Source organism: Kitasatospora sp. NPDC001683 (assembly GCF_053596495.1).
This window is the reverse complement of the sequence record NZ_JBSFGK010000021.1, coordinates 27,705-40,422: the sequence shown is the minus strand read 5'-3', so window position 1 is coordinate 40,422 and position 12,718 is coordinate 27,705. Positions and strand designations below refer to the sequence as shown.

At 71.3% G+C, this 12,718-nt stretch carries 12 protein-coding genes; 8 read left to right on the top strand and 4 right to left on the bottom strand.

All coding sequences use genetic code 11. The annotated features are described in order from the left end of the window. Nucleotides 1-26: 26 nt before the first annotated feature. A complete protein-coding gene (locus ACWCYO_RS14080) occupies nt 27-1,337 on the bottom strand; it encodes a hypothetical protein (protein ID WP_449784389.1) in 1,311 nt (436 codons plus the stop codon). A gap of 751 nt (nt 1,338-2,088) precedes the next feature. Continuing rightward, on the bottom strand, nt 2,089-2,451 hold the full coding sequence (locus ACWCYO_RS14075) for a CAP domain-containing protein (RefSeq protein ID WP_270149033.1): 363 nt from the start codon (nt 2,449-2,451) through the stop codon (nt 2,089-2,091). Between ACWCYO_RS14075 and ACWCYO_RS14070 the strand changes: the two genes are divergently transcribed. After that, nucleotides 2,438-3,037: a hypothetical protein gene (locus tag ACWCYO_RS14070; RefSeq protein WP_449784388.1), complete on the top strand. Its 600-nt coding sequence runs from the start codon at nt 2,438-2,440 to the stop codon at nt 3,035-3,037. The genes ACWCYO_RS14075 and ACWCYO_RS14070 overlap by 14 nt on opposite strands. Before the next feature lie 253 nt (nt 3,038-3,290). On the opposite strand, the gene ACWCYO_RS14065 is transcribed toward ACWCYO_RS14070, so the two are convergent. Then, a complete protein-coding gene (locus tag ACWCYO_RS14065) occupies nt 3,291-3,521 on the bottom strand; it encodes a hypothetical protein (RefSeq protein ID WP_270149031.1) in 231 nt (76 codons plus the stop codon). 221 nt (nt 3,522-3,742) lie between these two features. On the opposite strand from ACWCYO_RS14065, the gene ACWCYO_RS14060 reads away from it, so the two are divergent. Further along, on the top strand, nt 3,743-6,934 hold the full coding sequence (locus ACWCYO_RS14060) for a CHAT domain-containing protein (RefSeq protein WP_449784387.1): 3,192 nt from the start codon (nt 3,743-3,745) through the stop codon (nt 6,932-6,934). A 70-nt stretch (nt 6,935-7,004) separates the two neighbouring features. Further along, nucleotides 7,005-7,691 carry a hypothetical protein gene (locus tag ACWCYO_RS14055; protein ID WP_270149028.1) on the top strand — a complete coding sequence of 229 codons (687 nt, stop codon included), beginning with the start codon at nt 7,005-7,007 and terminating at the stop codon, nt 7,689-7,691. 105 nt (nt 7,692-7,796) lie between these two features. Here the strand turns inward: ACWCYO_RS14055 and ACWCYO_RS14050 are convergent, their stop codons facing one another. Next, on the bottom strand, nt 7,797-8,081 hold the full coding sequence (locus ACWCYO_RS14050) for a mycothiol transferase (RefSeq protein ID WP_449784386.1): 285 nt from the start codon (nt 8,079-8,081) through the stop codon (nt 7,797-7,799). 700 nt (nt 8,082-8,781) lie between these two features. Here ACWCYO_RS14050 and ACWCYO_RS14045 point away from each other — a divergent pair. From ACWCYO_RS14045 to ACWCYO_RS14025, 5 genes are all read left to right on the top strand, one after another. Then, entirely contained in the window at nt 8,782-9,204 is a 423-nt protein-coding gene (locus ACWCYO_RS14045) for a winged helix-turn-helix transcriptional regulator (protein WP_270149027.1), read from the top strand. A 143-nt stretch (nt 9,205-9,347) separates the two neighbouring features. Further along, on the top strand, nt 9,348-10,250 hold the full coding sequence (locus tag ACWCYO_RS14040) for an ABC transporter ATP-binding protein (protein ID WP_449784385.1): 903 nt from the start codon (nt 9,348-9,350) through the stop codon (nt 10,248-10,250). Beyond that, nucleotides 10,247-10,993: an ABC transporter permease gene (locus ACWCYO_RS14035; protein ID WP_449784384.1), complete on the top strand. Its 747-nt coding sequence runs from the start codon at nt 10,247-10,249 to the stop codon at nt 10,991-10,993. The genes ACWCYO_RS14040 and ACWCYO_RS14035 overlap by 4 nt, the downstream gene beginning before the upstream one ends. Next, nucleotides 10,990-12,105 (top strand): sensor histidine kinase, encoded by a 1,116-nt coding sequence (locus ACWCYO_RS14030; protein ID WP_449784383.1) that lies wholly within the window; start codon nt 10,990-10,992, stop codon nt 12,103-12,105. The genes ACWCYO_RS14035 and ACWCYO_RS14030 overlap by 4 nt, the downstream gene beginning before the upstream one ends. Further along, nucleotides 12,102-12,704, top strand: a complete 603-nt coding sequence (locus ACWCYO_RS14025) for a response regulator transcription factor (RefSeq protein ID WP_270149022.1) — start codon at nt 12,102-12,104, stop codon at nt 12,702-12,704. Before ACWCYO_RS14030 ends, ACWCYO_RS14025 begins: the two co-directional genes overlap by 4 nt. Nucleotides 12,705-12,718 lie beyond the last annotated feature (14 nt).

The following is a 12,718-nucleotide window of genomic DNA, read 5'->3' as shown; positions in this document are numbered from 1 at the left end:
GCGTTCATCGGCAGGGGATCGCGACATCAGGCGACGGAGTGGGTCACGGTGCCCGTATAGGTGCCGTGAACCGCGGCGGCGGGGATGTTGACCACCAGCGTGGGGATCCAGCTCGTGGAGTTACTTCCGCTTCCGCTGGAGGTAAAGGCGGTTCTCGCGCTGCTGAGCGCCTGTTCGGCCGCGGCGGTGCTCTGGCCCGGTGTGGCCGTCGCGGTTCCGTTCGTGTTCGTCGCGGCTCCGGACCAGTAGTCGACGTTCGAGGTGGTGATCGTCTCGGCGGCGGTGGCGCCGCCAGTGGTGAAGTTCGTGGCGGACACCGTCGCCGTCCACGAGCTGGTGCTCAGTCCTCGCTGGTCCGAGACGGTCACCGAGCCGAGGGCCGCACTGACGGTGCCCCTGGGCGCCGCACTGCCCAGGCCCGCGGGGGCCGGCACGCTGATCGACAAAGTGCCCGTGGTCGGAATGACACTGATCTGGGAGCTGTTGCTGCCGCTGGTCTCAACGCTGTCCACGACCGCGCCGGTGAAGCTGGCCTTACCTCCGGATGCGGCCGTCAGCTTCCCCGCGGCGGTGTAGAGCACGCCGCCGCCGGTGAGCCAGGTGCCGTTCCCCGCGACCGAGACCCCCGCGGTGTTGTTGCGGTCGGCGATGACCGAAAGACCGGTGAAGGCCCCCGTGGTCGGTGCGCTGAAAGTGGTCTTGCCTCCGCTCTGGACGGCGAAGGGCGCACCACTGGTGCCCGCCGCACACGCAGTCGGGTAGGAGGGGCAGGCGAGGTAGATCGTCACTCCCGTGCCGTTCAGCTTCCCGCCCGAGATCGTCAGACCGATGGTGCTGGTGATGACGTACGTGCCGGGATTGAGGGTGAGCATGCCCCCCAGGGACGAGATGCTGGAGTACACCCCCGGACTGATCGTCTGGTTCCCGGAGATGTGGTTGACAGTGGGGAACGGCGGGCTCGGTGTCGTGGGACAGGCCGACGCGGCCGGGCACTGGGCCAGGGAGGCATACGGGTCGGTGCCGGCGGGCTGGTTGGTCGGGGCCGGGCTGTACGATCCGCCGCTCGACGTGGCGAAGCCGCCCGGCGCCGCCGGGCCGCCGATGGTGCCCCCGTTCGCGATGACCGAGGTGGCGCCGCTGACGAGCGCCGCCTGGCTGTTCGTCGAGTTCACCAGAATGCTGCCGGTGACCTGGACACTTCCGGGGTGGACGTACAGAGCGTCCGCGGCGCTCGCGTTGAGGACGCACAAGGTCGCCGTACACGCGGTCGCGGCCCGGGCGGTGTCCAACGGGCCGGTCACGACCCAGGTCAGCGCGGATGCGAGGGCAAGGACCATGGCGCAGACCGCGCGTGGCAGGCGGCATCGTCTACGGGTGCCGATATATCCGCTCGCGACCAGACGGCCGGGACCCGGAACCCGGGACGCGTCAGGGTGACGTGCCGGTGCATCGGCCGGCCCATGACTGCCTCGCACACGTCGGCCACTACCCGCCCGGGCGATGCCCGAGAATCCAATCGCGGGTCTCACCGTCACGTCCACCATCCTCAGCATGGCCAAAAACGTATCAAATGCCACATATTGGACACATGCTCCTGCGTGAGGTCACGCCCCCGTCTAGCGTGTCGGACTCCTGGCCGACGAATGGCTCTGTCCCGTAGTCGGTGGTGACGAAGCGTGATGGGCTCGTCGGCATCACCCGAACTACCTCGCCGTCGCCGGCGCCGCGAACTGCGCGACCCGTGCGTCGGCCTGAACGACCGGCGGCTTCGCGCCCGACACCAACGCCACACGGCGGTGGGCGGGACCTCCCCGCCCGCCGCCGCGGCATCTTCACAAGCCGCCCGGCCCACGAGGTCCCGGGCGACTCCCCCGCCCTCTCCCCGCTTCCGGAGACAGCACCCGTGCCCCGAAGAACCGCCGCGCCAGCACCCCCGACCAGCACGTTCGACGATGGCGAAGCTTCCTGGCCGTCATGTCCGCGCCGTTCTTCGTCCTCGGGTCGAAGCCGGTCGGTGATGCCGTCTCCGTGCTGACCACGTGGCGGGGATGCTCCGCGGTGTCCCCGGACCGGCACCGGTGCCCTGCGTCAGCCTGCGAACTCGTGCACGCCCCACCAGCCGCTGGAGTCGTGGTAGAGGCCGATACCGATCTCCTTGTAACGGGGGTTGATCTGAGCGGCGTGGTGCCCCGGGGATTCGGTCCACATCTCCTGGAACCGCTCGGCGGCCTGCTCCCCCGTGAGCGAGGCGTCGCTCCACATGACAATGCACTCTCCGGTCAGCGTCCGGCTACCGGTGAGGCTGGGCCCGGCACCGGAGGCGTTCTCGGAGTGGGCGAACCCGGTCTCGCGCATGTGGCGGGTCCACTGCACGGCGAAGTCCGTCAGGTCGGCCTTGACGACGAGGGCTGGGACGCCGTTGCGGGCACGCTCCTCGTTGATCAGCTTCAACGAGAGCGCCTCGGCACTGCCGGCGGCCCGGTCCGCTCCCGTGGTGTCGGGGCTCGCCGGGGCCGGCGCGGACGTCGTGCGACCGGGGCTCGCCGGGGCGTTGGCCGACGTCGCCCTGTCCGAACTCCGGTGGTCCTCGGACCTGCTCGGGGTCGGAGTCCGGGTCCGGGCCTTCGCCGTGGCCTGGCTGGAGGGGGCGGTGGTGGCTGTCGGACTGGTCGGCGCGGCCGTGGCCGGAGGCGGTGTGGCTCCCTCACTGGTCGCGGAGGCGGACGCCGCCGGGGAGGCGGACGCCGCCGGGGAGGCGTTGCCGGTCGCTGCCGCCGTCGCCGGCGGGGCACCTGCCGTGTCCGCAACGTATCCGCCGTTGTCCGGACCGCATGCGCTCAGCACGATGGCTATGGCACCGGTGGCCATGACGACGGCGATCCTCCGCCTACGACGAACGGAATGCATGAAAGGCTCCTGGCTCTTCCTGGCGGCTCGGAGCGGCTGCACGGCCGTGTACTTCCACGCGCGCCGCCCCTGGCCGGCCGACGCCTCTTGCGCCGACATCAGAGGAGACCGGCAGGCTCAGTGGCGATAACAACTAACTGCCGGGCACTTCGCGAGAGGGGGATCACAGCCGTCCTGACGGCCGGCCCGGCAGTCCGCGACCAGATGCTCGGACTCCCCGGCCGGGAGCCCGGCGTAGACGCCAGCGCGGGGTCGGATTCGGGTGGACCGAGAGACGTTGGCCGACCGGGCCCTCGAGTGCGCGCGTACGCCCCGTCCGCGGCCCCGTCTTCCTACTTCGTCCGGGAAGGCGGGGCCTTTCCGATTCGGGTGCGGTGCTCTCGTCAGCGGGACTCGGCGTGCTCCCAGCGGAACAGGACGAGGGCGACCAGGACCGTGCCGGTCGTGAAGGCGAGGAGGGACAGCGCCGGGGTGCGCGGGGCCGTCGTCCCACGGGTCGCGCCGGATCTGTCCCCGTTCCCCTTGACCCGGTCGAGGACGTCCTTGGTGGACAGCGCCCAGGCTCGGGTGTAATCGTCGATGCGGTCAGCGCCGCACTCCTGGGTGAGAAGCATGTCGTAATCCACGGTGAGAGCTGGGGCCGAAGGGACGGAGATGTTGCTCTGGGCGACTCGGTCGGCCTCCTCGCCCCTGCGCTGGGTCCTGCTGCGATACGGCGGACTTCCTGCGGTACGGGGCAGGTGCGGGACACGCTGTGAGCATGCCGGGACGGGCGCTGGGGAGTGCTCGATCGCCCTCGGCGGCCGGCCCGGCCGCATCCTTGGAAGGGGAGCTGGTGTCGGTGCGATCGGGAGCAGCGGAAGGCGCGGTGCTCCAGAGCCTGCTGGACCAGCGGCGGTACCGCGCGCTGGAGCGGGTGGTCTCGGAGCTGGGAGAGGAGTCGCTGCGGTGCGATGCGGCGGCCTGGGTGGTCGTCCTGCGCTCGCTGCTGGAGCGAGGGCTGGTCGGGGCGGCGGCCGCGATGGTCCAGCGCGCCAAGGGGTGCTTCGCCTCGTCCAGCCCGGCCGGCCTGTGGATGCGGTACCCGCCGCTGCTCGCCCGGGCGCCGGAGGCGAAGCCGGGCCTGGCGGCTCAGCTGCTGGCGGATGCCCAGGCGGTGGCCGCTGCCCCGAAGAGCTCCCCGCACGATCGGGCCGGGGCGGCCGAGTTCGCCTGTCTGGTCAGTGCGGTGCTGTTCTCCCTCGAAGGGGGCCGACCGGAGCGCCGGGAGGAGTCACTGCGCCACGCGGCGACCGCCGTACGGCTGTGCCGGGAGGTGGGTGCACCGCGCTCGGCCGAGCGGGTGCAGCGTCGCGCGTTCCGGCTGCTGCGACTTGCACCGGCCGACCCGGGGGGCGCGACAGAGTGGCTGGGGCGGGCGAGGGAGACCGCCCAGGCCCGCGGTGACCTGTGGTCCGTGGCCGAGAGCGACCTCCTCCAGGCCGAGGCCGACCTGGAGGAGATCCTCGAGGCGAACGCCTTCGGGAGCGCTCCTCCTCCGCCGGAGTCCTGGGGCGCGCGAGTACGGGCGCTGGAGGCGGTGGCGGACCGGATCCGCGAGGGAGGCGGAGTCATGGCCCGCGCCCGGGCGCGGTGGACGGCTGCGGACCTGCTGCTGCGGTACGGGGTCCCAGCGGGCGAGGGCATGGCCAGGGCCGCCGTCCGTGGCTTCCGTGAAGGCGGTGACATCGGCAGTGAGCTGTCGGTCCACCAGACTCTGTCGAGCTGGCACCTGGTGCGCGGGGACGCGGCCCGAGCCGAGCGGCACCTGGTCCGCGCGCAGGCCCTCAGCGAGCAGTCGGGAATGTGGGCGGCGGAGAGCGCCCGTCAGGCGGCGTTCCTGGAGGACCTGACCCGGCGCGGCCACTTCGGCCAGACCGAACTGCACACCTCCCCGCAATCGGGCTCGATGCAGGAGTCCGTTGCCCAGGCGGTGCAGCGCAGCGCGGCGCTCTCCCTGATGGGGCTGACCGAGGAGGCTGCGGCGACACTGCGCGAGGTCCAGGACGGGCCGGCGTCGACCGGTCATCCGTCGCCACTGGCGGCGGACGTGGCTCTGTCGCTGGGTACCCACCTGGCGGACTCCGGCCCCGGGGAGGCGGTGTCCGTCCTGCTGCAGGGCGCAGCGCAGGCACACCGGCAGGGCCTGCGGTCGGAGGAGGCGCAGTGCCTGGCCACGGCGGCGTGGGTTGCGGCCGTGGCCGCCGGCCGGGGTGTCCCCGTGTCGTCCCCCGCCGAGATCGAGGAGCGCTTCGCCGCGGCGGAGCGGCTCCTCGGGCAGACGCCGCCCGACCTCGCGGCCCACGTTCAGTTGGTCAAGCTGTGCCACCTCAGGCACCAGGAGGCGTTCATCCGCCGGGACTGGGACGGCTGCGGCCGGTATCTGACGCTCGCCGAGGCGGTCTGCCGCGGCTACGGTCTGGGTCTCCTGCTCGCCGACACGCTCTCGTTCGAGGCCCTGACCCTGATGGAGGTCAACCGGATGGGAGCCGACGCGTATGAGCAGACGAACGCTCTGCTGGCGGAGGCGTCCGAGCTGCGCCGTCGGGCCGGTTACGCGGGCGAGGCGTGGCGCGGTTCCTTCCACCGGGCCGTCAACGCCCTGGAGTCGGGAGACCGGCACCCGGACCAGGAGGTGCGCCGGGAACGCTGGATGGCGAGCGCCCGGCTCCTCGACGCCGCTGCCGTCGCGATCGACCGACTGAGGTCGAAGGCCGCCGTGGCGGACACCGCTCCGGAGCGCGCGCAGGCCGCCAGGATGGCTGCGGTCCGGGGGAAGGAGGAGGTCTACCGGCTGGGCTTCGAACTCCAGCAGTACCGTCTGGGGGACAGCTCTGCCGCCCTGTGGTGGCTGGAGCGGGCCAAGGCCCGGGCGCTGCTCGACGGCGTCGAGGCGCTCGGCGAGTCCGACGAAGGGCGGATCAGTCGGATCCCGCTGCCCGGGCCCGTGACTGTGGCGCGGTTGCGCATCGCGTTGAAGGCGGAGGAGCAGCGCGCGGACGGGCGGCGCGTGCTGCTCGTGCAGTACCGGTGCGTGCCCGCCGGCACGCTGGTGTACGGACTGCGGTCGGACTGGGACGAACCCCGCATGGCCGCGGTGCCGCTGTCGTACGAGGCGCTTGCCGAGTCGGCCCGGATGTGGTTCCAGGTGCCGGGCGGGGTCCGGATGATGATGGAGGACTACGAGGGCGACGTGAGCGACTGGTATCGCCTCGCGCCGCTGGTGTCCCCGCTGGCCGAGTGGTCCGCTCCCGGGGATCTCGTCCATCTGGTGCCGTACGGCTTGCTGCACCAACTGCCGCTGCACACCCTGCCCGTGGACGGCGTCCCGCTGCTGTTGCGCAACCCCGTGTGCTACGCGCCCTCGGCGGCGATCCTGCACGGGCTGTGGCAGCGGCCCAGGCGGGCGGGTGAGGCCAGGCGGGGGCGGGCGGCGGTGTTCGGTGATCCGCGCCAGAACCTGCCCAGGGCGGTGCACGAGGCCCGGGTCGTGGCCGACCTCCTAGGAGTGAAGGCCGAGTTGGGGGCGAACGTTTCACTGGCCCGAGTGCGCGAGGCCCTGCGTGAGGACGGCCTGGTCCACCTCGCCGCCCACGGCGTCCTGTCGGTCGGGGACGGCTTCGAGCGCGGCATGGATCTCGCGGACGGCCGCTTGCGGGCCTCCGCCCTGCTCGGCGGACAGACCGCCGCCTGCGGGACGGTGGTGCTCAGCGGCTGCGAGACCGGGGTCAACGAGCAGCGGCCCGGGGACGAGCCGGTGGGCCTCACGCGGGCCCTGCTGCTCGGCGGCAGCTCGTGCGTGGTGGTCAGCCAGTGGCAGGTCGCCGACGACTCCGCGGCCGAGCTGCTCACCGCCTTCCACGAGGAACTGGGGGCCGGTGCACCGCTGGCCCTGCATCGGGCGGCCCTCAGGTCCGCCGGTGGGCCGGACCCGCAGAGGCACCTCTACCACTGGGGGGCCTTCGTGGTCGTGGGAGACTGGACCTGAACCCGCAGATCGGGTAAATCTGCAGCAGCGCCGGGATGGTTGACCGAGCCTCAGATCTGGAGGAGCTGAAATGGTGGACGTGCCCGACGGCGCAGCCTGCGTCGAGTTCGACATGGAGGTGGACGAGGCGGCGTTGGGCGAGCGGGACGGCGAGTCGGCCGTACTCGACAAGGAGGTACGCCTGTTGGCCAAGGACAACCGGTTCACCTTGAGCCTCGGGCCCGTCGAGCCGGACGCCGGTGCCCCCGCGGGCAGCGTGGTGCTCGAGATTCCCTTGCGGTGCGTCGGCCACCCGCATCCCGAGTGCGAGCTGCACTGGCTGAGCGTCAGCCTGTCGGTCAGGCCCGGCCGGGTGCTGGACCTCAGCCCCGGCTCCGAGGTCGCGGACCAGCCCGTCAAGGTGGTCAGGAAGCGCACCGGCGGGCTCTCCTTCGACAAGACGGTGACCAAGCTGGCCCCCGAGATCGCGCGTGAACGCAGCACGGAGCAGGACGTCTACTTCCCCACGCTCCAGGCGAGCGGGAAGGACATGCAGCTGGCCAAGTGGACGTTCGAGCGCGCGGGCGAGACCCCGCTGCGCGCCGACCGCGAACTGAGCGTCCTGGCCGGCTTCGCGGACACCGGTGTACCTGAGGACCTGCAGGTGACCCTCCGCGCGAAGGTAACGGTGCGCGGCTGGCAGGGGACGATCCCGCTGCTCGGCAAACGGAAGGTCGCGTTCAATCCCCGGCTCAAGCTGAGCGGTTCGTCCGACTGAACGGTCCAAGTTCACCCCCCGGCCCGGCCGGACAACTGATCTTCGGCGGGTCGAGGGGCGGTGCTTGCTGGTCGATGAGCGCGAGCAGCTGACCGGGGCCGCCTCTCATTCCCCGGTAGCTCCGTCGATGCGTTCGCGGAGGAGGTCGGCGTGGCCGTTGTGGCGGGCGTACTCCTCGATCACGTGGGTGAGGATGTAGCGGAGCGAAAAGACGTCCCTACCGAAGTGACCGGTGACGTCGAGGGATTCGGCGGCGTCCACGATGGCGTTGGATCGGGCACACTCCTCGTGCCAGATCTCGAACGCTTCGGCCGGGTCTGCGGTGTCGACACCGAATGCACCGCCTTCGCTACGGGGCCAATGGGGCTTGGCGTGCTCGCCGTGAAGCACGTTGCGGCACCGTGGGGGTTCTCGGCGAGGACGAAGCCATCCCGTCGTGGCTGGGCACAGCCTCCACCCGCTGATCGCCCGCGGGACGTCGTCGCCTCCCCGGACCTCGACCGGGGCCCTGGGAGCCGACGTCGACTGCCCGACCGCGCGCACCGCTCCCCGTTGCCGCCACGCGGTCGGACTGAACGCGTACCGCCGCGGCGTCAGTCATTCGTCATGTAACCGTCAGGTTTCGGTAACATGACCAACTATTGATCGAACGTCACAAAGTACATAGCTTCACGATGTCCGGCCTCACGGCGTCCAGCCGACAGGCCACGCTTCATCGATCCGCCGTCGCGCGTTCCGCGCAGATTGGTTGAACAGCGCTGATACGAAATCCGGCCGTCAGTGCCGCTGCCGTGAACTCCCCTCCGCCGGGCCCGAGAACCACTCGTGGAGCGGTCGCCGGGCTGGTCCCGGAATCCAGAGAGCGACCGGAGGCGGCCACCGCCGCGACCTGCCGGATGTCCGAACCGGTACGGGTGTTGGCGACGTCAACGCGGTCGACGACGACTCCACCCCCGCTGTCACCATGGTCCGACTTTCAATCACCCACGGCATCTGCTGACCGCTTTCGCCCACCCTCGCCGTCCCTCGGCCGAATGCGCGGCATCAATGTCGCACTTTCAGCATCGTAAGGATCACGAAAGAGACGAACATGGCCACTTCTGAGACCAGTGCCGCCCTCGACATCGCCTACCGATGCGACGACACCACCCGCCCGATCCTCGACCAGATCGCCGACAAGTGGTCGATGGCCGTGCTCACAGTCCTCGACGAGCCCAAGCGGTTCAACGAGATCAAGCGTCACCTCGACGGCGTGACCCAGCGGGTCCTCACCCAGACCCTGCGCCGCCTGGAACGCAACGGGATGATCGTGCGACGCGTGCTGCCGACCTCGCCGGTCGGCGTCGAGTACTCCCTCACCCCGCTCGGCAGCTCCCTGTGGGAGCCTTTCAGCCAGTTGTGCGCCTGGACGGTCGCGAACACGGACCAGATCCGGGCACATCAAATGGAATACGACCGGCGCATGCACGACTGTCGCAGCTCCGACCCCGGAGCTGGTTCGACGCCCCGGTAGTTCTCCGACGACCGTGCCGGACGTGCCCGGGGTACCTCCCGCCGCCGAGCCGGCCAGTCGCACCAGCGGTTGACATTTGTCATTCGGGGCCGGTGACGCGGCGTCACTACCGACGGTGGTCGACGGGCGGGAGCGTAGTGACCATGGGAACGACACAGGCCGTGATGACAGCCGAGGGGCTACGGTACCGGTACGGGGAGACGGTCGCGCTGGACGGCGTGGACCTTCGGGTCGATCCCGGGGAGTGCGTCGCACTGCTCGGGCCGAACGGGGCCGGCAAGTCGACCCTCGTCACGATAGCCGTCGGGCTGCTCGCGCCCCAGCACGGGACCGTACGGATCCTGGGCGGTGATCCGCGCCGCGCGGCGACCCGTCGGCGGCTGGGCGTGGCGCAGCAGACGCTGGGCTTTCCGAACACGCTGACCGTGAACGAGCTGGTGACCGGTGCCGCGGTCCGCGGTGGGCTGCGGGCGTCGGCGGCCGGTCCGGTCCTGGCGGAACTCGGGCTGACCGAGCTGAAGGGCAGGCGGGTGTCGAAGCTCTCCGGCGGCCAGAAGCAGCGCGTGCAGCTGGCGATGGCGCTGGTCACCGAGCCGGTCCTGCTGGTGCTGGACGAGCCGACGGTCGGCCTGGACACGAACGCCCGGCGGCACTTCTGGCAGATCCTGGCGCGCCGCCGGGAGCAGGGCGCCGCGGTGCTGGTGACCACGCACCTGATCGAGGAGTCGGCCGCGGTGGCGGACCGGGTGGTGGTGCTCGATCGCGGCCGGATCCTGGCGGACGCGCCGCCGGATGAGCTGGTGTCACGGTTGCCGGACCGCACGGTGACCGTCAGGACCGGCCTCGACCACGACGAACTGCACCGGTTGCCGGGCGTCCTGTCGGTCGCGCCCGAGCACGACCTGGTGAGGATCCAGACGCGCACCCCCGAGGACCTGCTGCGCGTGCTGCTCGACCGGGATCCGGATCTGTCGGAGTTGCGGGTGCGGGACGCGGGCCTGGAGGAAGCCGTGCTCGCTCTGACGGACCGAGCGGAGGCGGCGTGAACGCGGTGACGGCACGGATCTTCGGGGTCGAGTTGCGGGACGAACTGCGGGCGATCGTGCGGGAGCCGACCTCGCTGTTCTTCAGCATCCTCATGCCCGTCGGGTTCTTCGTCCTGTTCAACCTGGTGTACGGGCACGACACCACACAGGGGCTCTCGGCCGGTACGGCCATGGTGGCCACCTTCGGCACCTACGGGGTGATCACCGTGGCCGCCCTGCAGCCGGGCATCGGGGTGGCGCAGGACCGGGACCTGGGCTGGCTGCGTATGAAGCGGGTCTCGGCGGTGCCGATCGGGATCAGCCTCGCCGCGAAGGCCGCCGCCGCGCTGCTCTACGGGGTGGGCGTGCTGGCGCTGATGGGAGTGGCGGCCGCGGCGTTCGGCACGCTGCACGCCTCGGCCTGGGCGCTGCTGCGCGTCGCGGCGGTGCTGCTGCTGGGCACCGTCCCGTTCACGCTGTTCAGCGTGGCCGTCGGGCTGCGGTTCCGCACGGGGGCGACGATCGCGCTGCTCAACGCGGTGCTGTTCCCGCTGGCGATGCTGTCCGGGCTGTGGATCCCGATCCAGTTCCTGCCCTCGGTGGTACGGCACATCGCGGAGTTCCTGCCCACGTACCACCTCGCGCAGCTCGGGCTCGCCCAACTCGGCGGCGGCACCGTGGTGATCCACGTGCTCGCCCTGCTGGTCACCACCGCGGTGGCCACCGCGGTGGCCACCATGTCCTATCGTCGTGCGCGGATATGACTACTGTTGACGCCCCCGTTCCCGGGTCCGTGGCCGCTCGGCTGCGGACCTGGGACTGGGTCTACCTCGGCTACCTGCTGTTCGTGCTGGCGCAGCCCTACTTCTCACCGGATCCGCGGTGGTGGGAGTGGCCGCTGGCGATCGCGGTGTGCGCGGCCACCGCCGTGCTGTGGGCGGCTGCGCTGTTGCGCGGCCCGTCCGCGAGCCACATCTGGTCGTCGATCGTGCCGATGGCCGCGATCGGCACACTGACCGCGCCGTTCAACACCAACGCGAGCGTGCTGTTCATCTACGCGGCGGCCGTCGCGGGCGACACGCTGCCGTGGCGCGACGCCCGGCTGTGGTTCGCGGGTCTGACCGTGCTGGACAGTGTCACGGCGCTGGTGTCGCAGGTCCCGATGCCCTACCGGCTGTGGGGTTTCGTATCGGCGCTGTTGCTGATCTGGGTGATCGGGCTGCTCGAACTCAAACAGCGTGACCGGCGTCAGGAGCTGGAGAACGAGCGGCTACGCACCTCGCAGGTCGAACTGCTCGCGACCATCACGGAACGCGAACGGATCGCGCGTGACCTGCACGACCTGCTCGGGCATTCACTGACCGCGGTGGTGATGCGGGCGCAGCTGACCAAGGAACTGGTGCTGGCCGACCCGCAGCGGGCGCGCGCCGAGGCCGAGGAGATCGAACGCAACGCGCGGGAGGCCCTGGCCGCGGTGCGCAGCACGGTCACCGGCTGGCGGCAGACCAACATCCGTGCGGAGCTGGAGGCGGCGCGGCGAGCGCTGGCCGGGACCGGGGTGACCTTGCGGGTGGACTTCGAGGACGGGCTGATCCTGATCGCGGCCGCCGAGCACGCGTTGGGGCTGGCGTTGCGGGAGGCGGTGACGAATGTGGCCCGGCATGCGCGGGCGTCCACCTGCCACATCGGACTGGACACGGACGGAGAGCGGGTGCGGCTGGTGATCGCGGACGACGGGATCGGCGGCGAGGCTCCGGAGGGCACCGGACTGACCGGGCTGCGGGAGCGGATCGCGAAGCTCGGGGGCGCGGTGCAGCGCACCGGCTCGGCCGGCACGACGCTGACCATCACGGTGCCGGTCGAGGTGGCCCGATGATCCGGGTGGTGCTGGCCGAGGACCAGGGCATGGTCCTGGGCGCGTTCGCGTCCCTGCTGGACCTGCAACCGGACATCACGGTGGTGGCGACCGCGACCAACGGCGACGACGCGCTGGCCGCAGTGCGCGAGCACCGCCCGGACGTCCTGGTGACCGACATCGAGATGCCCGGCCGCACCGGTCTGGACCTGGCGGTGGAGCTGAACGCCCTGGGTGACCCCACGCGGGTGCTGATCGTGACCACGTTCGCGCGCAGTGGCTACCTGCGGCGCGCGGTCGACGCCGGGGTGGCCGGGTACGTCCTCAAGGACGCGCCGATCGGCGAACTGGCGGCGGCCCTGCGCCGGGTGCACGCCGGCGAACGGGTGGTCGCGCCGGAACTGGCGGTGGCCGCGTGGGACGCGGCCGATCCGCTGACCGACCGGGAACGCGAACTGCTGCGCGCGGTCTCGGAGGGGGCGAGCAACGCCGAGATCGCGGCGCGGCTGTTCCTGGCCGAGGGCACCGTGCGCAACTACCTGTCCAGTGCCATGGCCAAGCTGGGCGCGCGAAACCGGACGGATGCGGCCAGGACCGCGATGACGCGCGGCTGGCTCTGACCCGGATCCGCGCA